A 24,001-nucleotide genomic window follows, 5' to 3' on the forward strand; every position below is an offset into this window, starting at 1 on the left:
CGGCTTCTGCCGGCTTCCGTGCCGGCCCGGATGGCTGCTTCATCTTCGCTCCTGGGGGCTACGATGAACCAGCCATCCTCCGTTCGTGAAGGCCCTCAATCTGTCTCAAAAGTGCTGACGCCGGACACTGGACCCTGCGCGTCGAGAGTTTCGCCAGCTTACGCCGGATCACCGCCCGCTCGTCGTAGGTGGACGGCCAGACGATCTGGATCGGCACCTTGTAGGCCAGCGTGGCGGCCTTAAGGGCTCCCCGGAAATCCTCGTAGAGGCGGGCGTTCGGCTCGTCCTCGCCGTCCTGGTCCTCGCCCTCTTCCGACGCTTCCTCCTCCGTCGGGGAGCGCTCCGATTCCTCTGGCGTCCGAAGGTTCTTCACCCGTTCGATCAGCTCAACCGGCAAGGCGCAGACGACGACTTGGGGCGGACGGTCGAGCTCCGACAGGTCGCGGATCTCCTCCTCGAAGAGCTCGACGGCCATCCGGATGGCGAGGTCGTCGCGTTCCTCGCCGGTGATCTTGGAGAGGCTGGCCGGCCGCAGGACGCGCTGGTGGTGACCGTCGATCTCGAACCAGCAGCGGAAGGGCCCGTTGATGCCGCTGCCCGGAAAGGCGGGGAAGAGGTTGGGCTGCCGGCTCGGCTTGGCGGGGATCTCGCCCTCGCACCGTGCGAACCATTCCCGGAACCCATCGACGGTCTCGGAGGACCCGACCACCCCGACGCGGACGGTCCGCGTCGCCTGTATGGAGAAGTCGACCGGGCCATGATCGATCAGGCCGAAGCGTACGTCCGGGTGGCGTGCGCCGCCGCCGAACTCCAGCAAGGGCTCGTGGACGTGCTGGAGCCTAAAGGTCGAGTTCACGCTGACCTGCCTTCCGAGCCTTGCTCATCTCGGGGTCCTCGCGGTCCGACCAGAGGTCGTCCGGGACGCCGTACTGGTGCGTCAGCGGTTCGAGCGCCTCGAAGCTGAGGAACGGGTACTCGGAGCGCAGCATGTCGCCGCGTTCGGTGAGGAGGGCGCGCCACATGCGCAGGTGTCCCCGCACGTTGGAGTTACGCTCGATCTCTTTGATCTTTTTGAGGTAGTCCGACGCGTAGGCGCTTTCCTCGAACCCGTCGCGGGTGAAGTGGTAGGTCGGCTCGACGGCAAGGTGCCACTCGCCGTCGAGTTCGAGGAACCGGGGGACGAAGGCGGCGTGCCTGAGGTAGGAGGCGGCGGTCTTCCCCTTGTTGAGCCCGTGCTGGGAGACGACGGTGCGCTTTCCCTCCCCGCGCGCGTCGGTGAAGGTGAAGTCGCGCCTGCCCCTTCGCTGGGGGTTGCCCTTGAAGAAGTAGTATCTGCGGGCGCGGTCGAATACGAGGCGTTCACGGACACGCTCGCCCAGGCAAAGGCCGAGGAGGCGTACGAACAGCCTCTTGCTGGCTTCCCCGTCGGCCTCGGCCCAGTCCAAGGTCTCGATCAGGTCGATGCTGCCCTGGTCGCACGCGTCCTCGAAGAGAGGGTCGTCGAGGTCGCGGAAGGTCACCAGCCGGTCGCCATCCACGATCCAGTCGATGGGAGGCCGTTCGATCCTGCGCTTGAGCGCCTCCCTCACTTCCGAGGCGTTCCCTTCAATGGTGGCGATGTTGAGCCGGTGCGGGAAGCTCGCCCGGAGCAGGTTCGTCTCCAACTCCTCGTCGACCCGCATGGCGGGCGTGACCACACCAGGCCGTGCGAAGCCCGCGACGAGGGCAACCAGCTTGCCGACTGTCTGCGGCGTGAGCTCGTCCTCATGGCGGACGAACACGACCTTCCTGGAGCGCTTGCGGTCGAGGTCCTGGAAGTACGACTGGATCGACTTCCAGCAGACGAGCTCGGTCTCGGGGTTCACCACGACCAGGATGACCGGCGTGTTGGCGTTTAGCCAATACTCAAGGTCCCGCTCGTCGACCCTGAAGGAGAACGTCTCGCCGTTATCCTCGGCGAGCTTCTGGACCGTCTTGAGCTGCGCCGCGATATACTGCGCCTTGACCTCGCCCGTTTCGGGGTCCCGCAATTCGATAAAGCCGTCGATGCCCGCGTCCAGGGCGCCGGTCGGGTGGAAGGCGAGGCCGGAGTCGCCGACGCGTACCGCGAAGCGATGGACGCCGCCGTCGCCCTGCAGTTGGTTCCTCGTGAGCTTCTTCAAGGACTGGCCCACCTCGCGGTCGCGAGACACGTTCAGGTCGAACGTACCGGATTTGTTCGCCGGCGGCGAGGCGCACCGCCGGGGCATCCCGGCCTTTCTGTCCCGAGAGGTAATGCATAGCGTTCGGCGTACGCGTTCTGGCCTGGGCGGACGACCGGCGACCGTTTCTTCATGGCTCCAAGTCATCATGCCTGCCGGGGTCAGGGATGGCGGCGATGGTCACGAGGAAAGAGGTTTGCGACGCGGCAGACCGGATACGGGCCCGGGATGCGTCACCGGGCGGCGTCAAGGAACGGGTCTCGGTCCGTTCGGTCCGCAAGGAGGTCGGACGGGGCTCTTTCGGCGACATCGCGAGGGAACTCGGCCACTGGCGGAAGGACGCGAACTACCACCCGGTCATCGAGCGCGCTGATTTGCCGGAAGCGCTCCAGTCGCGGCTGACGACGCTCGGCAAGGAGTTGCTTGAGCAGGCGCGCATCGAGGCGACCAGGGAGAGGCTGGCGGATTTCGCCGACGTGGAGCGCCGTCGCGAGGAGTGCGACCGGATCGTCGCCGAGGCTGCGGACCGGGTCGACGCCCTTGAGGAGAGGGTCGCGCGCCTACAGTCCGAGCTCGACCGTTCGGGTGGCGTCCGAGCTTCGGTGACCGGGATGCCGGCGGCGCCCGGACTTGCAGACCCCCCGGTCGGACCGCGGACGCAAATGGGTGTGTTCGTCGACACGTTGTACGGCCTCAAGTTGGCTCAGGAGGCGGAGGACTACTGGAACCGGGTGCGGGAGGCGGTCAAGGCCACGCTGGTCCGACGCGGGCCCCTGGCGGTCCATCCATTGCTCAAGGCGCTCCCGACTTCCCTGAAGGCAGAGGGCGAGCGAGTGGGTTTCCCGCTGACCGAGGCGTGGCTTCGCTACCGCCTTGTGCAGATGTCCAGGGACTGCGAGGGATTGACGCTGGTCGACCATCGGTTCGGTGTGGTCGAGGCCCAGGGGGAAGAGGCCGAGGTGGCCGGGCTTGAGGGAAGCCCCGAGGAACAGGCGGCGGCGATGGGCAGCCGGGCCTTCTGGGTTCAGTTCCTGCGGCAGGTGCACGACCTCTTGGTCGAGAAGGGGGCCTTGGGCAGCGAGGACATCCTTTCCGGGCTCGACCGGGATCTGGTCCGAGCGACGCGCGCCTTTCAGGAGATCTCGCCCCGCCTGCTTCGGAAGAAGCTGCGTCAGCGCATCGGCGACGGCAGGCCGTTCGTGGAGGTGCGGGACAAGCTCTTCGAGGCCGTCGTTGGCGACGGTCCCTGGGACGGGGAAAGCCCGACTTCCGTTTACGCGCCCATGCCCGGACAGCGTTCCGCCTGACGGTGGCGGCGTGCCCCCCGCGCCTGGGCGGCCATCGACCTAAGCGAGGACCCAGGGCGATGGCCGGGGTTGCCGCGGGCCTAGGGGAACCCGACGGAAGCAAGAAGCCCCGGACGGTAGCAGCTCGACTCCGTCGAGGACGCGTAGCGGGTAACGTGCCCCCTTATGCGTTACGGCCTCGGGACGCCGACGACGGCGCTGGCGTTGATGAGGATGTAAGCGGCCCGGGACGCCCAGGACTAGGCTCGACGCCCGTAGTTGCTACGACCGACGAAGCAGCCGGACGGCGCGCGGGCGCAGGGATCTCAGGCGTTCTCGGGGCAGTCCTGGTGCAGGTCGCTGAAGACCCAGAGCCTGTCGGTCACGGCGTGCCCCCGTCGCGGGCGGCGTTCTCTGCGAGCCGGATGCGGATCTCGTCGAGGGTGACGGGCCGGAAGCCGAAGCAATCGACGCCGACGTCGGTGCTGGCCGCCGTGCCGGGCAGGTTGCCATGGCTGTGGCCGTAGAGGTGCAAGTCGCCACGGTGCATCCGGTCCCAGACGCGGCAAGCGTAGTGGAACAGGAACAGCCCGACGGTCGCGCCGGACGCGGGATCAGGCGCCGCTACCCGAGCGACGTCGAAGATCCCGTCCCAAGGTAGTCGCGCGCCAATCCTGTCGTGGTTGCCCCGAACGAGGAAGCGCTGGCGTCCTCGCAAACGGTCGAAAACCGAGCGGGCGTAGTCCTCGCCGCAGCGGTAGCAGAAGTCGCCGAGGTGCCAGACGGTGTCATCCGGCCGAACGGCTTCGTTCCACCGCGCGATCAACGTTTCGTCGTGCTCCTCGATGGAAGCGAACGGACGGGAGGCCTGCATCCTAGGGGATAGGATCGCGCGGTGGCCGAAATGGGTGTCGGAAACGAAGAGATGGCGTGACATCCGAGCCTCGCGGAAAGCGGAGGCTCGGCACACGGCGGCACTCCGGGGATCAGGCGGACGGGTGCTTGTCGGCGGATATCATGGCGTCGGCTCCGTAAGGGCGGCGACCGTGACCTGGCCGGGACAGGCAAGCAAGCGTCGCGTGCCGGGATCCACAACGGCCAATCCGATCACGGCGCCACTGCCGCACGAACCTTGGAAGCCGTGTCGGCAGACCTCACCTTCGGCTCATGACCAGCGCGTTCGACGTCATCATCGTAGGAGGAGGCGCCGCCGGCATCGGCGCGGCGCGACGGCTCGCGGCCAACGGTGCATCGGCCTTGATGCTGGAGGCGTCGTCACGTCTCGGAGGCCGCGCCTTCACGCAGGACCTCGGTGGGTATCCACTCGACCTCGGCTGCGAGTGGCTCCACTCGGGCGACCGCAACGTATGGGTCGGCATCGCCGAGGCATCCGGCTTTCCGGTCGACCGGAGCGACCCGCCGTGGGCGAAGGCGCATCCCGGCATCGCTTGGGACGAAAACGACGAGGAGGCGGCGCGAAAGGCGTTCGGCGACTGGGAGGAGCGGCTCCGGGCGGTCGCCGGAGGAAGTGACCGGGCGAGCGACGCCTTGGACCCCGGTGGCGAGTGGAACGCCTACGTCCGGGCCATCGCCGGCTTCATGAGCGGGGTCGCGCCCGAGCGGATCTCCGCCACCGACTATCTGGCCTACGACGATGCCTCGACGGGCAGGAACTGGAACCTGCCGCTCGGCTACGGCACCCTAGTCGCCGCTAGCCTGCCCTCCTCGACCGCGCTGCGCCTTGCGACCCCCATCGAGCGGATCGACCTGACGGCGGACGGCGTCGCCGTCACCACCCGCGCCGGCACCGTCCGCGCCCGGGCCGCCATCCTCACGGTCTCGACCGCGGTCCTGGCCGGTAACGCGATCCGCCTGCCTCCCGGGACCGAACCCTGGCGCGAGGCGGCGGCCGCCCTGCCGCTGGGGCGCAACGAGAAGGTCTTCCTTGAGATCACGCGCAAGTCCGCATTCGAGCCGGACTCCCACGCCTACGGGAACCTGCGCGACGCGCGGTCCGCCGCCTACTCGATCCAACCGAACGGCTGGCCTGTCATCGAGGCGTTCCTCGGCGGCGAGGGGGCCCGCATCCTCGATGAGGAAGGCCCCGCCGCCGGCTTCGCGTTCGTGTCGGCCGAGTTGACCGGCCTGTTCGGCAGCGACGTGGCGTCGGCGGTCCGCCCGCTCGCGGCGACTTCTTGGAGCCGGATGTCGTCCATCGGCGGCGCGTATAGCTGCGCCCTGCCGGGGCAATCGAGCGCGAGGGCACGGCTGGCCCGGCCGTTCGAGGACCGACTGTTCTTCGCGGGCGAGGCGACGCATCCCTTCGACTTCACGACCGCCCACGGGGCGCACGACAGCGGGCAGCGGGCCGCCGACGAGGTTTTGGCGGCCCTGCGGGACAGGGACCGCCAGGGACGGCGCGTCGCCATCGCCGAGCCGACGCGAGCGGCCGGGTAGGGACCTCAGCCGCGGTAGCGCAGCGCGTCGACCAGCACGGCCAGCGCGGCTCCGGCTCACGCCGGCTCGGGTAGTAGAGGTGATAGCCCGGGAACGGGTCGCACCAATCCTCCAGCACCCGGACGAGGGTCCCCGCTTCCAAGTGCGCCCGCACGCCGTCCTCGAACAGGTAGGCGATCCCGAACCCGTCCAACGCGGCCTGGAGGAGTAGCGGCTCGGTGTTGCACACCAACTGTCCCTCGACCCAGACCCTCAACTCTCGCCCGTCCTTCTCGAACTCCCAGGCGTAGTGGCCGCCATGCGTCGGCAGGCGCAGCACGAAGGCGCGAGGATCCATAAGCCTGGCTCATGAGCCTATGTGCAAACAGGGGCCTAATCGTTGCGGCCAAGCGCCGTACCTTGGAGCCTATCCAAGCTGTAGGGGTTGCCCGGGCATCCCCTGAACGATGCACGGCCTTCGGTCGGTCATCCCCCGCAAGCTCGGAGGCCGCGATGGGTCGTCCCGGAGACATCTCATTGAATCGGAGAGACCTGATGGTCGGAGCATCCGCCGCGGCGGCCCTGGCCGCCACGCCAGCCGGCGCCCGCACCGACGCGGCCCTCGGCGGCACCGACAAGCCCGTGATGGCGAAGGTATCGCTCACCGTGAACGGGCAGCGCCGGGAGCTTGAGCTCGATACCCGCACCAGCCTGCTCGACGCCGCGCGGGAGCACCTGCACCTGACCGGCTCCAAGAAGGGCTGCGACCACGGCCAATGCGGCGCCTGCACCATGATCGTCGACGGGCGGCGCATCAACGCCTGCCTGACGCTCGCCGTGATGCACCAGGGCAGCGAGATCACCACCATCGAGGGCCTGGGGCAGCCCGAGAACCTGCACCCGATGCAGGCAGCCTTCGTGAAGCACGACGGCTACCAGTGCGGCTACTGCACGCCGGGCCAGATCTGCTCCGGCGTGGCGGTACTCGCCGAGATCAAGGCTGGTATCCCGAGCCACGTCACCGCCGACCTCACCGCGCCGACGCAGGTCACCGAGGCCGAGATCCGCGAGCGCATGAGCGGCAACATCTGCCGCTGCGGCGCCTACTCCAACATCGTCGAGGCGATGACCGAGGTCGCCGGGAGGCCCGCATGAAGTCCTTCACCTACGAGCGCCCGTCGAGCCCGGCCGAGGCGGCCGCCGCGGTCGCGCGCACGCCGAACGCCAAGTTCATCGCCGGCGGCACCAACCTACTCGACCTGATGAAGCTGCAGATCGAAACGCCGACGCACCTCGTCGACGTGAACGGCCTGAACCTGGACAAGGTTGAGGCGACGCCGGAGGGCGGCCTGCGCATCGGGGCGCTGGTGCGCAACACCGACCTCGCCGCCGACGCGCGGGTGCGCAAGGATTACGGCGTCCTCAGCCGGGCTCTGCTCGCGGGGGCCTCGGGCCAGCTCCGCAACAAGGCGACCACCGCCGGCAACCTGCTGCAGCGGACCCGCTGCCCGTACTTCTACGACACGGCGCAGCCCTGCAACAAACGCCAGCCCGGCAGCGGCTGCTCGGCGCTCGACGGGGTGAGCCGGTCGCTCGCCGTCATCGGATCGAGCGAGGCCTGCATCGCGACGCATCCGGGCGACATGGCGGTGGCCATGCGGGTCCTCAACGCAACCGTCGAGACCGTCGACGCCAAGGGGGCCGAGCGGAAGATCGCCATCGCCGATTTCCATCGCCTTCCCGGTGACAGGCCCGAGGTCGACACGACCCTGAAGCCCGACGAGCTCATCACGGCGGTGACGCTGCCGAAGCCGGTCGCCGGCACGCACATCTACCGCAAGGTCCGTGACCGGGCCTCCTACGCCTACGCCCTGGTCTCGGTGGCGGCCATCCTCGGCAAGGACGGCGGCGGCCACGTCGCCTTCGGCGGCGTCGCTCACAAGCCCTGGCGGGTCGAGGCTGCGGAAGCCGACCTGCCGCGAGGCGCCAAGGTGGTGACCGACAAGGTTTTCGCCGGCGCCAAACCGACCGAGGACAATGCCTACAAATTGAAGCTCGCCGAGCGCACGCTTGCGGCGGCGCTCAACCAAGCGAGGGCCTGAGCCATGAAGTTCGATACCCCCGCCGGCCAGAACCCCATCGACCAACTCAAGGTCGTGGGCAAGCCGACCGACCGCATCGACGGCAAGTACAAGACCACCGGCACGGCGCCCTACGCCTACGAGCGCCACGACGTGGCGGCGAACCAGGCCTACGGCTACGTCCTCGGCGCCGGCATCGCCAAGGGGCGCGTGCGCCGCATCGACACCGCGGCGGCAAAGAGGGCGCCCGGCGTGCTCGCCATCGTGACGACCCTTGAGCATCCCCGCATGGAGCGGGGCATGATGAACGCTGCCTACCTGTTCGGCGGCGACGAGGTGCAGCACTACCACCAGGCCATCGCGGTCGTGGTGGCCGAGACATTCGAGCAGGCCCGGGCCGCCGCCTTCCTCGTGAAGGTCGACTACGCCCCCACGGCGGGTAAATTCGATTTGGCGGCCGAAGCGAAGGGCGCCAAGCCCGTGCCGGGCGACAGCGGCGAGGGCAGCGGCGGCAACGGAGAGGAGCGGGTCGGCGACTTCGAGGGGGCCTTCGCGCAGGCGCCTGTCCGGTTCGACGAGACTTACTCCACCGCCGACGAGAGCCACGCGATGATGGAGCCGCACGCGACCATCGCGGCGTGGGAGGGCGACAAGGTCACCCTCTGGACCTCGAACCAGATGATCGCCTGGGGTCATAGCAGCCTCGCCAAGATCCTCGGCGTGCCGAAGGAGAACGTCCGCCTCGATTCCCCCTACGTCGGCGGCGGGTTCGGCGGGAAGCTGTTCGTGCGCGCCGACGCGGTCATGGCGGCGCTCGGGGCGAAGGCGGCGGGGCGCCCCGTGAAGGTGGCACTGACCCGTCCGCTCGTCATGAACAACACCACGCACCGGCCGGCCACGATCCAGCGGGTGCGCATCGGCGCCACGAAGGACGGGACCATCACGGCCATCGCCCACGAGAGCACCTCGGGCAACCTGCCCGACGGCGATCCCGAGACGGCGGTGAGCCAGACCAAGCTGCTCTACGCCGGCGCCAACCGCCTCACCGCCATGAAGCTCGCCCATCTCGACCTGCCCGAGGGCAACGCCATGCGCGCGCCGGGCGAGGCTCCGGGCCTGATGGTCCTGGAGGTCGCCATGGACGAGATGGCGGAGAAGCTCGGGATTGACCCGGTCGAGTTCCGCATCCGCAACGACACCCAGGTCGACCCACAGGACCCGCAGCGCCCGTTCTCTCACCGTGATCTGGTCGGTTGCCTGAAGCTCGGGGCCGAGAAGTTCGGCTGGGCCAAGCGCAACGCGAAGCCAGGGCAGGTGCGCGACGGGCAATGGCTCGTCGGGCACGGCATGGCGGCGGCGTTCCGCAACAACATGGTGATGAAGTCCGGCGCCCGGGTGCGGCTGGCCGCCGACGGCACGGTCACGGTCGAGACCGACATGACCGACATCGGCACCGGCAGCTACACCATCATCGCCCAGACCGCGGCCGAGATGATGGGTGTGCCGCTCGACAAGGTCGTCGTCCGCCTGGGCGACTCCTCCTTCCCGGTCTCCTCGGGCTCGGGCGGGCAGTTCGGCGGCAACTCCTCGACGGCCGGCGTCTACGCGGCCTGCGTGAAGCTGCGGGAGGCCGTGGCGCAGCGCCTCGGCATCAACTCGGCCGACGCCGTGTTCGCCGACGGGCAGGTGCGGGCCGGCAATCGCGCCGTGCCGCTGGGCCAAGCGGCGAGCGGTGGCGAGGTCTCGGCCGAGGACACCATCGAGTTCGGCGACATCTCCAAGAAGCAGCAGCAATCGACCTTCGGTGCGCATTTCGTCGAGGTCGGCGTCGACGCCTACACCGGCGAGACCCGGGTCCGGCGGATGCTGGCGGTCTGTGCGGCCGGGCGCATCCTCAACCCGAAGTCGGCCCGCAGCCAAGTCATTGGCGGGATGACCATGGGCACCGGCGCGGCGCTGATGGAGGAACTCGCGGTCGACACCAAGCGCGGGTTCTTCGCCAACCACGATCTCGCCGGCTACGAGGTACCGGTCCATGCCGACATCCCGCATCAGGAGGTGATCTTCCTCGACGAGGTCGATCCGATGTCCTCGCCGATGAAGGCCAAGGGCGTCGGCGAGCTGGGCATCTGCGGGGTCGGCGCAGCGGTGGCGAACGCGGTCTACAACGCTACCGGCATCCGGGTGCGCGACTACCCGATCACCCTGGACAAGCTCCTCGACCGCATGCCGGAGGCGGCATGAGGCGAGACGAAGGAGGCCGCACGATGCGTCCGAGGATCATCTGCCACATGGTGACGTCCATCGACGGCAAGCTGCATCCGAGCCGGTTCACCGGGCCGGCCGCCGGCGTCGACGCCGCACGGCTCCGCAAGCACTACGACGAGGTCTCGCCCAAGCTCGGCGCCCAGGGCTGGATGTGCGGGCGCGTGACCATGCAGGAGATCTCGAAGGGGAAGGCGCGGACGGTGACTGGCCCTGGGGTCTCGTCGCGCGAGCCGTTCGTAGGCGAGCGCCGGGACCGCGACCTCGCTGTCGCCATCGACCCGCACGGCAAGGTCCATTACGGGCAGGACCACCTGCATGGCGACCACGCCGTGGCCATCCTCTCGGAAGGGGTGTCCAACGCCTACCTAGCGGAGTTGCGGGAGGACGGCGTGTCCTACGTGTTCGCCGGCCCGGACGGACGGGACCTCGCCAGGGCCATGGACGCGCTGGGCGAGGTGTTCGGCGTGGAGACCTTGCTGCTGGAGGGGGGCGCCGGCATTAACGGCGCTTTCCTAAAGGCGGGGCTCATCGACGAGATCAGCGTGCTCATCCAGCCTGCCGTGGATGGCCTCGCGGGCGTGCAGACGATCTTCGAGTACCAGGGCGGGCCCGACGAGCGCCCAGGGGCTGGGCAGGCGCTCCGCCACTTCCACACCGAGACGCTTGAGGGCGGCATGGTCTGGCTTCGATACCGGATCGAAGAGGCACCGGGGAGCTGACACCGAGCGAGGAAACCGTCCCACCGTGACTGCGGTGGGTAGGGTTCGCGGTGACAGGCAGGCCGTGGCGGGTGACGGCGCTCAAACGAGACGGGCGCCGCCGTCGATGTGCAACGTCTCGCCGTTCATGAAGCCGTTGCCCATCAGGAAGACGACAGCGGCGCCCGCCTCCTCCGCCGTGCCGAGGCGGCGCTGCGGCAGCTTCTCGGTGAGCGCGGCGACGTAGGCGTCGCGGTGGGCGCCGAGCGTGCGGGTCAGGAGCGGGGTGTCGGTGGTGCCTGGCGAGAGCGTATTGACCCTCACCGGCGCCAGTTCGAGGGCGAGGCCGCGCGCGAACGCCTCCATCGCGGCCGAGGCGGCGGCGAGGATCGCGGTGCCCTGGGCGCTTGGGCGATCCGCCAGGGCACCGGAGATGAAGGTGACGGAGCCGTCCCGGGCCAGCCGGTCGCCGAGCGCGCGCAGGGTGTGAACCGCCGCCCAGATCCGCTCGTCGAAGGCGCGCTTCAGGTAATCGACCTCGGCCTCCAGCACCTTGCCGGCCACGAAGGTGCCGGCGAGCAGGACGAGGTGGTCGACTCGGGGGACGTCGGCGAGCGCCGCCGCGATGGTCTCGGGGCGGGTCACGTCGGCGGCGCGCCAACCGGCAAAGCCGTTCTCGGCGGCCACGCGCTCGGCGCCCTCGGCGTTGAAGCCGACCACGATGACCTCGGCGCCCTCCGCCTTGGCCTGTTGGGCGGCCGGGAGGCCGATGCCGGAGGTGCCGCCGAAGATGACGACGGTGCGGTCCTGAAGAGTGCTGTTCATGACGATGATCCTTCCCGACGGCGCCCCGATGGCGCCTGTCGGAAGAAGGATGGGGCAGCGCTTCGAGCTTGATAATCGGGCTTGTTGTCGGTTCACTCCTGCCATCATGGAACAGATCGGCCTCGACCGGCTCACCGGCATCATCGCCTTCTCGCGCTCGGCCTCGCTCGGTAGCTACACGGCCGCTGCCCGCTCGCTGGGCATATCGCTGTCCGCGGTCAGCAAGAGCGTGCAGCGGCTGGAAGGGCGGCTGGGCCTGAGCCTGTTCACCCGGACCACGCGCTCGCTGACCCTGACGCCGAAGGGCCGCGACCTGCATGAGCGGGCGCTGCGCCTCCTGCGCGAGGCCGAGGAGATCGAGCAGGCCGCCGTGGCGGCGCGCTCGGAACCGGCCGGCGTGTGTGCCCTCAGGGGGCCACTGCGCCGATCTGTTTTAGCATCGATAGGTTGTCCATGAGCGCCCAGTGCTCGACAAGCCGCCCATCCGCGATGCGGAAGTAGTCCATGACCGCGATGTCGACCGTGGTACCGGTAGCCGGGGTCCCCTCGAACTCGCCCGTGTGCCGCCCGGTGAAGCGCAATCGCGCCAGCACCCGGTCACCCTCCGCGATGACCTCGGCAATGTGCATCTCGATGTCCGAGAAGGCCCCGTGCAGCACCTCGCCGAGCCGGGCGACCCCCGCCGGGCCCCTGACCTCGAAGGCAAGGCCAGGGTCGTGGCGCACGAAGTCCGGGGCGATGAAACGCTGCCACCACACCGCGTCCCCGTCGCGGAATGCCGTGAAGTAGGCGCGGACCAAGTCCTTGTTCGCTTCCATCGACATGGCTCACATCCCTCAGCGCGGCTCGACCTTGATGCACGTGAAGGCGACGGGCAGTGGCTTCCCGCCCTCCGTCTTCCTCGTGAAGGATGCCGCGTTCGCGGTCGTCGAGGCGATGGCATGCTCGGCGTCGGGACTGTCGACCGGCAGCACGTAGTCCCGACCGCCCTCGATGCCCTTCGTGGGGTCGAAGACCCGGATGGTGACGTTAAACGGCGTCAGCGGCGTCCGAGCCGGCTCCTCCGCCCAAACCGTGTCTATGCAAGTCATGGTGAGCGCCGCCACAGCGGCGAGCGTCCCGGGGCTTCGCATCACCGTCTCCGTCAGCTACCGGCCGGCTCGTGGATCGGGCAGCCGTTGAAGCGCTGCCGGAACTCGGCCGAGTGCCTGTAGGGTGCGTTGCGGGCACGGTTGATGTTGCCGAGCGGCCGGTGCGCGGCGAGACCGGTCCAGACCGCGAAGCGCATGCGCTCGTTCACGGCATCGACGCGCTCGGCGTCCCAACTGTCCTGCGGCCGGACGATAATGGTGGCGACGCGCTGGAACGGCGCCTCCTTCTCGTCCCACTGCACCGTGGGATCCTCGACCGGCTGTCGTTCGAGGTCGCGGCAGAGCTGCACCCGGAACTCCCAGACACCCTCGATGCTGGCCATCTCCGACCGCACGGTCTCGCGGATGGCATCCGGGCGTCCAGAGGCGTCGATCTCGGTCCTGGTCAAGGCCGTGAGCGCCGGGGCGACGGGAGCGACCGAGAACTTGGCGATGTGGTCGCCGTACCGGAACGGGGTGACGCTGTAGTAGGTCTCCCCGAGCGGGTCGACGTTCGGCGCGCCGCCGAGCGAGCCCAGGGTCGGGCTCTCGATACCGACCGCTGTCAGCGCCTTGTTGACCCCCCGCAGCACGGTGGAGGCGGCGACCTTCACGCCCTCGATCCGGTCGGTGGTCTTGGCCAGCAGCTTGAGGCTGCCGAGGAACTTCTCGGCGTTCGGTGCCTGGAAGACCGGGCCGTTGACCATGACGAAATCCTGCGTCGTCCCTTCCGCGTCTGGCAGGCGCTCTCCGGCGACGTCCAGGACCTTGAGGGCCAGGCCGCGGGGAAGCGAGACCGCGTCCGGCAGGATGTCGCCCGCGTTGGTCGACATGCGCAGGTAGACCTTGTGCTCGCCCGGCGTCGCAAACAGCCCTTGCGCGAGCTCAGGCGGCAACCCTGCGTCGATTGTCAGCGTCCCCTCCAGGATGCCGTGCGACTTGGCGTGGACCGAGCGGACGGCGTGGCCGGAATCGTTCGCGACGGTCTCCAGGATTGTGTCGAAGGTCGCGTTGAGCTGCTCGATGGTCCGGGCCTCGTCGGGCCTCACGACCTCGACGTCGGCGCTGTAGCGGATAGGTGCTTGCAAGGTCTCGCGTCCTTCGTCGTTCATCTCGGGACAGAACATGCCCGACGGATCGGCGTTCCGGATTGCGCGCCGCTCAATTGCCCGTGAACGACCCGTTGGGAACGTCCGAGCCGGCTAGCGTTTGTCAGGGCGACGGTCCGCCTGGACCCGCATTCCCGACCGTGTGGCCTCATGCCTTGAACGGTGCCGCTTTTGAGAGGCGTGCATTCGATGAAGCTCGGCAGCCCCTCTGCCCCTGGCCGGGGGGCGAGGCGGAAAGTGAAAGACGAGCATGACCTACCTGCGTTTCGCGCCCGACGTCGAGCAGCCCGCCCCGAACGAGCAGCAGACCATCGACGGCATCATCCAGGGTATGACCCAGCAGTCGCAGACGGTGGAGAAGCGCGAGCACCATGCCGTGCGCGCTAGCCACGCCAAGAGCTCGGCCTGCGTCACGGGCGAGTTGACGGTTGCCGCCGGCCTGCCGCCGGAACTGGCCCAGGGCCTGTTCGCGACCCCGGGTACGCACAAGGTGGCTGTACGTTTCGCCCAGGGTCCCGGCGAGACCCTCGGCGACCGAGTGTCCACCCACCGGGGCATGTCGATCAAGGTGTTCGGCGTGCCCGGCGAGAAGCTTCCCGGGCACGATGTCGACACCCAGGACTTCGTGCTCGCCACCGGCACGACCTTCCCGTCCGGGACCGCGGCCGGGTTCCTGCGCGACGGAACCGTGATCGGCAAGGCGACCGGGTTGCCCGAGGGCGTGAAGAGTGCGGTCGCCGCCACCGCGCGCAACCTCAACCGGGTGTTGCATGCCTTCGGCACGGAGAGCGCCATGGCCGACTTCTTCGGCCATCCCTACAGCCATCCGCTCGCCGACAGTTACTTCAGCCAGGCCCCGATGCGGTTCGGCGACTATGTCGCCAAGCTCGGAGCGGTGCCCGCGACGCAGGCGCAGCGGGACCTCGCCGAATGGCGCCTCGACCCGCACGGGGACGAGGACGGCTTCCGGCATGCCACGGTCGCGTTCTTTCGGGACGACGACGTGGTGTTCGAGCTCAAGGCGCAGCTCTGGGCCGATGCCGAGCGCCAGCCCATTGAGGATTCCTCGGTCGACTGGCCGGTCTCGATCAGCCCGTACCGCACGGTGGCGACGGTCCGCCTGCCCCGGCAGGACGCCTATTCCCCCGAGCGGGTTCGCTACTTCGACGAGGTGATGACCTTCCGCCCCGCGCATAGCCTCTCGGCGCACCGCCCCCTCGGGTCGATCATGCGGGCACGGCTCCAGGTCTACCGGGCGCTGAGCGACTTCCGCCATCGGAAGAACGGCGTGACCGCCGAGAACACCGCCTCGCCCGAGAGCATCCCGGCCTGAGCTTACCCCTTCCCACATCCCGCTGAGAGGAATGACCCATGACCCTTCAGGGCAAGACCATCGCCATCCTGATCGCCCCCCGTGGGACGGAAGAGCCCGAGTTCACAAAGCCCCGCGAGGCGCTGCTCGCGGCCGGGGCGACGGTCACGGTGGTCGGGCTTGAGGCCGGCGAGGCCGAGACGGTCAACAACGACCTCGACCCCGCCGGGAAGTACCCGGTCGACAAGGCCATCGACGGCGTGTCCGCCTCGGACTTCGACGGTCTCATCATCCCCGGCGGCAGCGTCGGGGCCGACAAGCTCCGCGGCAGCGAAGCCGTGGTCAAGTTCGTGCGGGACTTCTTCGAGCAGGCCAAGCCGGTCGGCGTCATATGCCACGGGCCCTGGACCCTGGTCGAGGCCGACGTTGTGAAGGGACGCAAACTCACCTCATTCCCGACCGTGAAGACCGACATCCGCAACGCGGGCGGGGAATGGGTCGACGCGGAGGTGGTGGTCGACAAGGGCCTCGTCACCAGTCGCAACCCGAAGGACCTGCCGGCCTTCTGCGCCAAGATCGTCGAGGAGTTCGCCGAGGGGCGCCATCCGGACCAAGCCCGCAGCGCCTGAGACCGCCCTTCATCATGGCGTCGGGCGGGTTGCCCGGCGTCCAAATTCAGGAATCGCGATGTCACGTTTCTCGAACAAGGTCGTCCTGGTCACGGGTGCCGCGTCCGGCATCGGCGAGGCCGCCGCACGCCGCTTCGGCGAGGAGGGGGCGAGCCTCGTGCTCGCCGACATGAACGGTGAAGGCCTTGACCTGGTCGCGGCCGGGATCGGGGCGGACAGGACGCTCGCCCGGGTCGCCGACCTCTCGAACGCCGACCGGTGCCGGGAGGTCGTCGCGGCCGCAATCGAGCGCTTCGGCCGCCTCGACGTCCTCGTCAACAATGCCGGAAAGGACCACCTCGGTCGTGTCGACGAAGGCGACATCGGGGACTTCTCGACGATCATCGAGACCGACCTGTACGGCGTCTTCTACATGACGCGGTTCGCCCTGCCGCACCTGCGCGAGAGCCGCGGGTGCATCGTCAACGTCTCGTCCGTGTCCGGGCTCGGCGGCGACTGGAACCACAGCTTCTACTGCGCCGCCAAGGGTGCGGTGACGAACTTCACCCGCGCTGTGGCGATGGACGAGGCGGCCCACGGGGTCCGGGTGAACGCGGTCAACCCGACGCTGGTCTACACGCCGTTCACCGCCGGCATGCAGGATCAGCCCGAGCTCGTGGCCAAGTTCGACGAACGCATCCCGATGGGACGGGGCGCCCAGCCAGACGATATCAGCGGGGTCATCGCCTTCCTAGCGAGCGAGGACGCGCGCTTCGTCACCGGAGTGAACCTGCCGGTGGACGGCGGCCTCTCGGCCTCCAACGGGCAGCCGAAGCTTAGCTAGGTGGGAGGCCAAGCCGGTCGGCAGCGCGCCCTATCGCCGTCGGTGAACCGAGCGTCGGCCAAGCAGACTTGGCCGAAACGACGATGGAGCTTCCTCGCTCCTGACTGCCCCTCCGTTGGGTCGAAAACGGAGGGGCAGGTGTTCCTCATTTGCGAGCGTCGCCGTCGCGCATCTGGCCCGTCGGCTCTTGGACGTGGGCTTCAAGGAACCAGAGTTGCTTGTCGACGGCACGGGACACCTCGGTGAACAGGTCCGCCGTGTCAGGGTCGCCCGCTTCGTCCGTCTCGTCGATGTTCTCGCGCACCGCGTTGGCGTAGGCGGCGTAGCTATCGATCAGCGCGGCGATGTGGTCGGCTATAGCGTAGATGCCAGTCGGGTAGGCGGGCAGCTTGGTCGATCCCGCCACGACCTGCGCCGTTCCCAGTGCCGTGCCGCCCAGCTGCACGGCCCGCTCGGCCACCTTGTCGTTGAGGCTGCTGATCTCGGCGCGGAAACCGTCCAGCATCAGGTGGATGCCAATGAACTGCGGTCCCTTGAGGTTCCAGTGAGCCTGCTTGATTGCCAGGGCGAGATCGATGCCGTCGGCCAGCCGTGCGTTCAGGGCCTCGATGGACACTCTCTTGGCATTGGAATTGGTGTTGTTGCGGGTCTGGTGAGTACGCGGGGTGCTGCTCATTGCCATGCTTTTGCTCCACTGTGCCGTGGCAGCAATAGTGGAGCGTTGAAGAGGTTCCCCGAAGCCGAAGCCTTGCCTTCAAAGTTACGTGTCCCCCGAGGGTCCAGGGTCGCACCGGTCCATCGTGGGGTCGTTGTGGCGGATACAGCAGTTCTCCGGAGAGGTGGAACGGAAACGTCGAGCGTGCATCCCTTCAGAATCGCGATACCTGGAACCGCCGTCGGCGGCCGCGGCTTCCCCTCGACCCCGGGACAGGCCCGGGCAAAAAGGAACGCCATGTCCACCGACACCGACAAGCACCGCGGGCTGCTCGATGCCCTTAGGGCGGCCCAGGGCAGAGGCGACGGCTCGTTCGAGCAAGCCGTCACCGCAGCCTTCGAACACGTGTTCGAGCACCTGGACCGCCTGAACGACCACGTCTCGCCCGGCGGCCCGGATGGCGGGGACCGTCATCTAAAGCCCGGCGAGACGCCCACTCTCCGGTAGGCGCGAGATCCGGAAAGACATCGGCCGTTCGCTGACCAATCTTGTTGGTCGGGCTCAAGTGTCCTGTGTCGCAGGCACCCGGGCCGGCAGAACCCAGTTCGGGCGAACGAAGTGGCAGGTATAGCCGTCCGGCCGACGCTCAAGATAGTCTTGGTGCTCCGGCTCGGCCTCCCAGAAGGGTCCTGCCGGCGCCACCTCGGTAACCACCTTTCCCGGCCACAGACCGGATGCGTCGATGTCGGCGATGGTGGCCTCCGCGACCCGACGCTGGTCGTCGTCGACGTAGAAGATTGCCGACCGGTAGCTGAGGCCCCGGTCGTTGCCCTGCCGGTTCGGGGTGGTGGGGTCGTGGATCTGGAAGAAGAACTCCAGGATGCGCCGGTAACTCGTCCTGGCCGGATCGAAGACGATCTCGATGCCCTCGGCATGTGTCCCGTGGTTCCGGTAGGTCGCATCGGGCACGTCGCCCCCCGTGTAGCCGACACGGGTCGCCAGCACACCTTCCTGGCGACGGATCAGGTCCTGCATGCCCCAGAAGCAGCCGCCCGCCAGCACCGCCCTCTCGCTACCCATATCGCTTCTCCGTAAGCCGTCGGTTTCCCGTCAGATGGGGTCAGCGGCGCCGTTTTGCCCTGCGGCCCCGTATCCATTCGCACTGTGGTATGATGGACCAGCGTCGCGGGCCTCCAAGGTTGGCTTAGGGTGGAAGGCCGCTGTTCAGCATCCGTGCGCCGAACGAGACTTCGCGCCATGAGCGGACCTCCGACCGAAGACACTGGAATGGCCGCTTGAAGGCCAACTGCTGCCGTTGAGATCGAATGGTTGGTCCGGCGGCCATATCGTCCTCACGTACCCATCTCGCATCGCGCAGGCACCCTCCCGTGCGCCGAGCGTCTCGCAGACCTTGCCCGGAAGTAGCGGAGAAACGACGTGGCCCGGGCTGCGGTCGGGACAGGGGCGCCTCGCCGGGCTTAAGAGACCTCAACCCTTTTCGAGGATCGAACATGACCAAGCTGACCGCGGCCGTCGACTATTCCGAACGCGACGCGGCCATCGCGATCAACACCTACACGACCGTGTTGAGGCGCCCCCGCGTGCCGCACGAGTTGTTCGCGACCTACTGGCGCGACGTGCACGGCCCTTTGTGTGCGCGCATTCCCGGGCTCGGGTGGTACGTCCAGAGGCATTTCGACCGGGAGCAGGACGCACACCTGTGGCCGGTGGTCGAGGGCATCCCACCGTTCCCAGATTACGAGTTGGACGGGGGCGTCGAGATCGGGTTCCGGACTGCCGCGGACCAGGCGGCCTTCGACGAGGCCTACCCGATCCTGTTCGCCGATGAGCAGAACATGTTCGCCGCCACAGTGGCCTATGCGTTGCCGCATGGGTCCACGACCCTGTTGGACCGGGTGGGGGAGCCGTCGCCGAACGGCGACGACGGCCTCGACAGGATCGAGGTCCACTTCGGCGCCGCGCACCGTGATGCGGCGGCGTTCGGCGAGCGCATTACCGCGCTGGCGCGTTCGCTAGCAGCCGAGCCCGTCGTCCTGAAGGTCCGGCTTCACCTGCCCAAGCCCTACGACAACGCCGAGCCGGCCCCGCCCGCCCCGAACGTGGATCACGCGGTACCCGATGAGCGGCGTCTGGTGGCGGTCCTGGAGCTCGCGTTCGCCTCGCCCCTGGAGCGGCGGACCTTCTATGCGTCCGACGCCTTCGAGACAGTGAGTTCGGGACTGGCCGAGCATGTCGCCCACACCTCGGCCTTCGCGATCAGCGGCGTGTACACCTACGTCCGCGACGGGCGGCTGACGCTTGCGGGCCTGCGCGGAAGTCGTCCGGCCCAACTCATCGAGCAGATCGGTGCCGTCAACCAAGTTGGCGACGACGTGCGGCACCTTCTCCTGACCGGCAAGATGCCTTGACGCTCAGCCGTCGCTGGCATGGTCCATGATGCGCGACAGCACCGGCTCCGGCACGCACAGACCGGCGTAGTGGGGCAACGCAGTCGTATCTTGGATCTGGACCCAATTGGCTCCCGGTCGGCCGGGAAACCGGCGGTTTCCCGTGCCGTTTCCCGTGCCCTACCGGAAAAAAGCTAAGTCCCGCCCAGGGGATCGAAGGTTTGGACGGACCGTTATGAGCGGTCGGCTCTAACCATTGAGCTACAGGCCCACGCAACCGGAGCGATATCGCGTCCGGGCGCCGCCGTCATCCCCTGACGCCGCCCGGATGGTAACCTTTCGGTAAACAGACATGCCTAACATCGTCTTAGGACATCGGACCCGGTCGCGGCCCCGCTCGTGAAGCGCGCCGGCGAGGGCGGGCCGGCGCCTCGCGTGGGGTGGTCGCGCGGCTCGTCGAGCCCGGCCGGACCCTGCGCGGTGGTCATCCATCGGGGAAAACCGGGTCATGGCGGAGTCGGTCGGAGCGGAGAAGGCGGCCCCCAAGGCTTCGCCGGAAGAGATGCTGAAGCAGGCGGTCGGCGCCGCGGCGGCGAGGCCGGCCGAGGCCGTGAGCGTTGCGCCGACGCGTCGGCCGTTCCGGCTCAGCAAGGCCACCACGCGGCTCGCCGTGGCGTCCTGCGCCGCGCTCGTCGGCGGCGTCTGCATCGGCCTGGGGCTCGCCGAGCCGCCGCGGGAGCGATCCGGCGAGGCGCTGGTGCAGCTGCGCGCCGGGATCGAGGCCGGCCGCGCCGAGACGCTGCGGCTGTCGCAGGAGGTGGAGCGGCTCACCCGCACGGCCTCCGCCCTGCGCGAGGCCAGCGAGGCGACCCGCACCGAGACCAAGGCGCTCGGCGGCAGCATAGGTCGCCTGGAACAGGGCCTCGACAAGCGCCTCGCGACGCTGGCGGACACCTTCGCCCAGGCCGAGCGCGAGCAGGGCGCACGCCTCGCCGGGCTGACCCTGACGGTCGAGAAGAAGCTGCAGGCCGCAACCCCCGCCCTGCCGAAGCCGGAAGCCCGGATCGAAACGAAGCCGGAAATCCGGTCTGACGCCAAGCCGGAGCCGGTCCAGACCGGCAGCCTGCCGGACCGCACCAAGCCCGAGACCGTCGAGGGTTGGGCGGTGCGCGATGTCTACGACGGCGTCGCCATCCTGGAAGACCGCCGTCGTCGCTTGGTGGAGGTCGGCGCGGGCGATGCGGTGCCGGGGGTCGGCCGCGTCGAGGCGATCGAGCGCCGGGGCCGCAACTGGGTCGTGGTCACGCGTCAGGGTCTGATCACCCCGCAGGCTTGGTGAGGGATCAGACGGCCGGGACGGCGTCCCGCAGGGTCAGGGCGGCGAGCGTCGTACCCGGCAGCGCGGGCGCCAGTTCGGCCAGCATGGTCGCTCGCTCCAGCCGCGTCCGGCCCCGCTCACGCGCCTGCTCGCGGGCAGCGGGCGTAGGGTGCAGGATCATCGCGAGGCGATTCAGATCCTCGTCGTGCTGGGGCAGATTCTTCGCATCGAAGATGGGCATGACCGGCTCCCGCCCTGGGTCAGGGCATGCGGCCGCCGAGCAAAAGCTCGACTGTGCGTGAATAACGGGGGCAGCGGGAACAAGTTCCGCGGCCCGTTCACATTTTTACCGCAAATTCATATTTGCGCCGCGGAAGAGCTGGGTGCAGTGCGAATTGTCACGCCGGGGCGCCAATAGTGCCCCTGAGCCGTGGCGACGGCGGCCTCGCCCGTTCGCTTTGCGAGTCTCGGCGATGGCTGTAAAGGTTTCGCAAGAAGAAACCGTCGAATTGCAGCCGTCCGCCGCCCTAAGCGAAACACCGCCGACGAAAGCGGTTGAATTTTCGCGAAACCGCGCCATCGCCGTATTGGTCACCGGTCCGGTTTACCGCTAAGCTCGCGGTGCCGAGCCTCCTGCGTCCCGCAGCCGCGCGCGGGCCCCCGTTTCGGAGAGCACAGGTGCGCCCCTTCCCCTTCCTGGCGACGGCCCTGTCCGTCGCGTTCCTGCCGACGCTCGCCGCAGCGGCGCAGCGCGAGCCGTTCGAGATCGCGAAGGGCTGGGAGGTCGAGCGCACGGTCGGCGACACCAGCGCCAACCCCTGCATCATGACCCACACCTACGAGGACAAGGACGACAACAACGCCACCAACGCGGTCGTCTTCGGCCTGGACGGCAGCAAGGCCAACCTCGTGCTGGCCTATCAGGGTTGGGACTTCGACAAGGAGGAGGCGGTGAAGGTGCCGCTGTTCCTCGACAAGAAGCCGATCAAGATCAAGACCACGTGGATCGGCGACGGCAAGACCCTGCGGGCACAGTTCCCCGACACCCTGGTCCCCGACCTGCTCGCGGCCAGGACCGTGATCCTGCGCTTCGACAACGGCAATGCCGATTTCCGCATCCCGAACTTCGCCGCCGGCTACGAGGCCCTGCGCCGCTGCGATGCCGCCCCGGCGAAGTCCGCGCCGCAGGCGGCGATTGGCGCCGCCATCGCCAGCCCGGCCCCGGCCATGCCGTCCGAGGCCCGGATCGCGAGCTACGCGGTCGGCATCGCGCTGCAGCGGGTGCTCAAGGAATGCGACGTCGCCTCGACCGGTCGCCAGCGCAGCGGCGTGGAGACCCGCATGGCCGCGCTCCAGCCGGAGATGGCCCCGTTCGATGCCAATATCCGCGAACAGCTGTACAAGAAGGGCTTCAGCTGCCCGCCCGCCGACAAGGAGCCGGACTTCCAGGCCATGATGAACCGCTTCATCGACCTGTCGCCGGAAGCCTTCGCCGCCGCGATGGAGAAGCAGGGCGAGCCCGAGAAATCCGCTGAAGCCGCACCGAAGCCGTAACGGGTTCCCAAAGGGCGAGCCCTTTGGCGGGTTACCGGGGCGGAGCCCCGGTCTCCCTTCCAAACCAGGGCTCTGCCCTGGACCCGCGAAAGGACTTGTCCTTTCGAAACCTGGACTTAATCGAACAGGGCGTCGATGGCGTCCTGCGGCGTCGCCGGGCCGCCCTTCTGCGGGCCGTTGAGCAGCAGCGTCTCGTTGCGCTTGCGCCGGTCGGCCTCGGACTCGTCCACGCCGCCCGCGTCGCGGGCCTTCACCGCCACGCTGAAGCGGGCGAGCCGGCCTTCGAGCAGACTCATCGCCTCGGCGACCTTGGCGATGCGCTGGCCGGTGATGTCCTGAAAGGCGCAGGCCTCGAACACGTCGAAGATCCTGGCCTCGACCGCCGCGCGGTAGCCGGGCCCGTCGGGCAGGGCGAGGATCGCCTCGGCGCTGCCCATGATCGTATTGGTGGCGCTGGCGGTCGCGGCGACGACCTCGCCGAGTTCCTCGTGGACCATCGGCAGGCGGTCGCGGGTGAGTTCGTTCGCCCGCAGCAGCGCGATCGCGTCGCGCAGCTTGGCGATGTAATCCGCGATGTCGAGGAGTTCCTGGATCATCGCCGATGGCGTGCCGGACGGCGTCCGGGCATCGCGCGGGAAGGCCATCGATCCCATGGCTGTACTCTCGAGCGTCCCTCGGTCGGGGGACGGCGTGGAATGGACCGGCGAAGGCGGCGCCCGGCCCGCCGCGACGGAGCGCGGCGGGCGCGGGCCGGCAGCCGTCAGGCGCCGCAGACCGCCTCGATCTTCGTCTTCAGCGTCGCCGCGTTGAACGGCTTGACGATGTAGTTGTTCACGCCGGCCTTCTTGGCGGCGATGACGTTCTCGGTCTTCGACTCCGCCGTGACCATGATGAACGGCGTCGTGCGCAGGCCTTCGTCGGCGCGGACGTGGCGCAGCAGCTCGTAGCCCGTCATCGGCTCCATGTTCCAGTCGGAGATGACGAGGCCGTACTTGCGGCCCTTGAGCCGGGCGAGCGCGGCGGTGCCGTCGGAGGCCTCATCCACGTCCTCGAAGCCGAGCTGCTTCAGGAGGTTGCGGATGATGCGCACCATGGTCTGGTAGTCGTCGACCACCAGGATCGGCATGCTGAGGTCGAGGGCCATGTGAATCGTGCTCCGTTGTCCCTGATGTCGGTGCTGGCGGCTCATTCGGGCGACGGCGGCGCGGCCCGAGCGCGAGTGCGGAAGAGCCCCCCGTCCTCGTGACAATAGACAGCCGCGGATTGCG

25 protein-coding genes and 2 pseudogenes are annotated in these 24,001 nt (G+C 68.6%); 14 read left to right on the top strand and 13 right to left on the bottom strand.

Annotated elements, in window-relative coordinates:
* Nucleotides 1-58: 58 nt before the first annotated feature.
* A complete protein-coding gene (locus AAHG03_RS02690; protein ID WP_342148585.1) occupies nt 59-817 on the bottom strand; it encodes an argonaute/piwi family protein in 759 nt (252 codons plus the stop codon).
* 22 nt (nt 818-839) lie between these two features.
* A complete protein-coding gene (locus AAHG03_RS02695; RefSeq protein WP_342148586.1) occupies nt 840-2,162 on the bottom strand; it encodes a DUF4365 domain-containing protein in 1,323 nt (440 codons plus the stop codon).
* 206 nt (nt 2,163-2,368) lie between these two features.
* Between AAHG03_RS02695 and AAHG03_RS02700 the strand changes: the two genes are divergently transcribed.
* Nucleotides 2,369-3,508 carry a DNA-binding protein gene (locus tag AAHG03_RS02700; protein WP_342148588.1) on the top strand — a complete coding sequence of 380 codons (1,140 nt, stop codon included), beginning with the start codon at nt 2,369-2,371 and terminating at the stop codon, nt 3,506-3,508.
* Nucleotides 3,509-3,869: 361 nt separating this feature from the next.
* Here the strand turns inward: AAHG03_RS02700 and AAHG03_RS02705 are convergent, their stop codons facing one another.
* Nucleotides 3,870-4,424: a metallophosphoesterase gene (locus tag AAHG03_RS02705; protein WP_342148590.1), complete on the bottom strand. Its 555-nt coding sequence runs from the start codon at nt 4,422-4,424 to the stop codon at nt 3,870-3,872.
* Nucleotides 4,425-4,654: 230 nt separating this feature from the next.
* Here AAHG03_RS02705 and AAHG03_RS02710 point away from each other — a divergent pair, with 230 nt between their 5' ends.
* On the top strand, nt 4,655-5,944 hold the full coding sequence (locus AAHG03_RS02710) for a flavin monoamine oxidase family protein (protein ID WP_342148592.1): 1,290 nt from the start codon (nt 4,655-4,657) through the stop codon (nt 5,942-5,944).
* Between the two features lie 5 nt (nt 5,945-5,949).
* Here AAHG03_RS02710 and AAHG03_RS02715 read toward each other — a convergent pair.
* Nucleotides 5,950-6,260: pseudogene (locus tag AAHG03_RS02715) on the bottom strand (LysR substrate-binding domain-containing protein); the annotation flags it as partial.
* Nucleotides 6,261-6,478: 218 nt separating this feature from the next.
* Between AAHG03_RS02715 and paoA the strand changes: the two are divergent.
* Genes paoA through AAHG03_RS02735 form a run of 4 tightly spaced genes read left to right on the top strand, consistent with a single transcriptional unit; the run spans nt 6,479 to nt 10,991 of the window.
* The gene (paoA, locus tag AAHG03_RS02720) at nt 6,479-7,078 is read left to right on the top strand and encodes an aldehyde dehydrogenase iron-sulfur subunit PaoA (protein WP_236962116.1); all 600 of its coding nucleotides are present in this window, start codon (nt 6,479-6,481) and stop codon (nt 7,076-7,078) included.
* Nucleotides 7,075-8,025, top strand: coding sequence for an FAD binding domain-containing protein (locus AAHG03_RS02725; RefSeq protein WP_342148593.1), 951 nt, complete (start codon nt 7,075-7,077; stop codon nt 8,023-8,025). Before paoA ends, AAHG03_RS02725 begins: the two co-directional genes overlap by 4 nt.
* 3 nt (nt 8,026-8,028) lie before the next feature.
* Nucleotides 8,029-10,248 (top strand): aldehyde oxidoreductase molybdenum-binding subunit PaoC, encoded by a 2,220-nt coding sequence (gene paoC, locus AAHG03_RS02730; protein ID WP_342148595.1) that lies wholly within the window; start codon nt 8,029-8,031, stop codon nt 10,246-10,248.
* Nucleotides 10,249-10,271: 23 nt separating this feature from the next.
* Complete coding sequence (locus tag AAHG03_RS02735; RefSeq protein WP_342148597.1) at nt 10,272-10,991, top strand: RibD family protein; 720 nt, start codon at nt 10,272-10,274, stop codon at nt 10,989-10,991.
* An 81-nt stretch (nt 10,992-11,072) separates the two neighbouring features.
* On the opposite strand, the gene AAHG03_RS02740 is transcribed toward AAHG03_RS02735, so the two are convergent.
* A complete protein-coding gene (locus AAHG03_RS02740; RefSeq protein ID WP_342148600.1) occupies nt 11,073-11,795 on the bottom strand; it encodes an SDR family oxidoreductase in 723 nt (240 codons plus the stop codon).
* 106 nt (nt 11,796-11,901) lie between these two features.
* Here AAHG03_RS02740 and AAHG03_RS02745 point away from each other — a divergent pair.
* Nucleotides 11,902-12,213: pseudogene (locus tag AAHG03_RS02745) on the top strand (LysR family transcriptional regulator); the annotation flags it as partial.
* Here AAHG03_RS02745 and AAHG03_RS02750 read toward each other — a convergent pair.
* The 3 genes from AAHG03_RS02750 to AAHG03_RS02760 are packed head-to-tail and all read right to left on the bottom strand — an operon-like array spanning nt 12,203 to nt 14,052.
* Complete coding sequence (locus AAHG03_RS02750) at nt 12,203-12,619, bottom strand: ester cyclase (RefSeq protein WP_342148601.1); 417 nt, start codon at nt 12,617-12,619, stop codon at nt 12,203-12,205. The pseudogene AAHG03_RS02745 and the gene AAHG03_RS02750 sit on opposite strands and share 11 nt — an antisense overlap.
* Before the next feature lie 12 nt (nt 12,620-12,631).
* Complete coding sequence (locus tag AAHG03_RS02755; protein ID WP_253387941.1) at nt 12,632-12,928, bottom strand: hypothetical protein; 297 nt, start codon at nt 12,926-12,928, stop codon at nt 12,632-12,634.
* 11 nt (nt 12,929-12,939) lie between these two features.
* Nucleotides 12,940-14,052 carry a catalase family protein gene (locus AAHG03_RS02760; RefSeq protein WP_253387940.1) on the bottom strand — a complete coding sequence of 371 codons (1,113 nt, stop codon included), beginning with the start codon at nt 14,050-14,052 and terminating at the stop codon, nt 12,940-12,942.
* Between the two features lie 232 nt (nt 14,053-14,284).
* On the opposite strand from AAHG03_RS02760, the gene AAHG03_RS02765 reads away from it, so the two are divergent.
* The 3 genes from AAHG03_RS02765 to budC are packed head-to-tail and all read left to right on the top strand — an operon-like array spanning nt 14,285 to nt 16,798.
* The gene (locus tag AAHG03_RS02765; RefSeq protein ID WP_342148602.1) at nt 14,285-15,367 is read left to right on the top strand and encodes a catalase family protein; all 1,083 of its coding nucleotides are present in this window, start codon (nt 14,285-14,287) and stop codon (nt 15,365-15,367) included.
* Nucleotides 15,368-15,405: 38 nt separating this feature from the next.
* Nucleotides 15,406-15,975 carry a type 1 glutamine amidotransferase domain-containing protein gene (locus AAHG03_RS02770; protein ID WP_253387938.1) on the top strand — a complete coding sequence of 190 codons (570 nt, stop codon included), beginning with the start codon at nt 15,406-15,408 and terminating at the stop codon, nt 15,973-15,975.
* Nucleotides 15,976-16,033: 58 nt separating this feature from the next.
* Nucleotides 16,034-16,798, top strand: a complete 765-nt coding sequence (gene budC / locus AAHG03_RS02775) for a meso-2,3-butanediol dehydrogenase (protein WP_342148605.1) — start codon at nt 16,034-16,036, stop codon at nt 16,796-16,798.
* 145 nt (nt 16,799-16,943) lie between these two features.
* Here budC and dps read toward each other — a convergent pair whose 3' ends face one another.
* Nucleotides 16,944-17,480: a DNA starvation/stationary phase protection protein Dps gene (dps, locus tag AAHG03_RS02780; RefSeq protein ID WP_253387936.1), complete on the bottom strand. Its 537-nt coding sequence runs from the start codon at nt 17,478-17,480 to the stop codon at nt 16,944-16,946.
* Nucleotides 17,481-17,750: 270 nt separating this feature from the next.
* On the opposite strand from dps, the gene AAHG03_RS02785 reads away from it, so the two are divergent.
* On the top strand, nt 17,751-17,960 hold the full coding sequence (locus tag AAHG03_RS02785; RefSeq protein ID WP_012452266.1) for a hypothetical protein: 210 nt from the start codon (nt 17,751-17,753) through the stop codon (nt 17,958-17,960).
* Nucleotides 17,961-18,014: 54 nt separating this feature from the next.
* On the opposite strand, the gene msrA is transcribed toward AAHG03_RS02785, so the two are convergent.
* A complete protein-coding gene (gene msrA / locus AAHG03_RS02790; protein ID WP_253387935.1) occupies nt 18,015-18,533 on the bottom strand; it encodes a peptide-methionine (S)-S-oxide reductase MsrA in 519 nt (172 codons plus the stop codon).
* A gap of 431 nt (nt 18,534-18,964) precedes the next feature.
* Between msrA and AAHG03_RS02795 the strand changes: the two genes are divergently transcribed.
* Complete coding sequence (locus tag AAHG03_RS02795) at nt 18,965-19,882, top strand: EthD domain-containing protein (protein WP_342148609.1); 918 nt, start codon at nt 18,965-18,967, stop codon at nt 19,880-19,882.
* Nucleotides 19,883-20,369: 487 nt separating this feature from the next.
* Entirely contained in the window at nt 20,370-21,200 is an 831-nt protein-coding gene (locus tag AAHG03_RS02800; protein ID WP_342148610.1) for a hypothetical protein, read from the top strand.
* A 4-nt stretch (nt 21,201-21,204) separates the two neighbouring features.
* On the opposite strand, the gene AAHG03_RS02805 is transcribed toward AAHG03_RS02800, so the two are convergent.
* Nucleotides 21,205-21,420, bottom strand: coding sequence for a hypothetical protein (locus tag AAHG03_RS02805; protein WP_342148612.1), 216 nt, complete (start codon nt 21,418-21,420; stop codon nt 21,205-21,207).
* A gap of 437 nt (nt 21,421-21,857) precedes the next feature.
* On the opposite strand from AAHG03_RS02805, the gene AAHG03_RS02810 reads away from it, so the two are divergent.
* Entirely contained in the window at nt 21,858-22,733 is an 876-nt protein-coding gene (locus AAHG03_RS02810; protein ID WP_342148613.1) for a hypothetical protein, read from the top strand.
* Between the two features lie 116 nt (nt 22,734-22,849).
* Here AAHG03_RS02810 and AAHG03_RS02815 read toward each other — a convergent pair whose 3' ends face one another.
* Both AAHG03_RS02815 and AAHG03_RS02820 read right to left on the bottom strand, forming a co-directional pair.
* Nucleotides 22,850-23,386, bottom strand: coding sequence for a chemotaxis protein (locus AAHG03_RS02815; RefSeq protein WP_412759712.1), 537 nt, complete (start codon nt 23,384-23,386; stop codon nt 22,850-22,852).
* 107 nt (nt 23,387-23,493) lie between these two features.
* Nucleotides 23,494-23,877, bottom strand: a complete 384-nt coding sequence (locus AAHG03_RS02820) for a response regulator (RefSeq protein ID WP_056243882.1) — start codon at nt 23,875-23,877, stop codon at nt 23,494-23,496.
* Nucleotides 23,878-24,001 lie beyond the last annotated feature (124 nt).

Source organism: Methylorubrum subtropicum (assembly GCF_038442325.1).
In the GTDB taxonomy this organism is placed as follows: domain Bacteria; phylum Pseudomonadota; class Alphaproteobacteria; order Rhizobiales; family Beijerinckiaceae; genus Methylobacterium; species Methylobacterium subtropicum.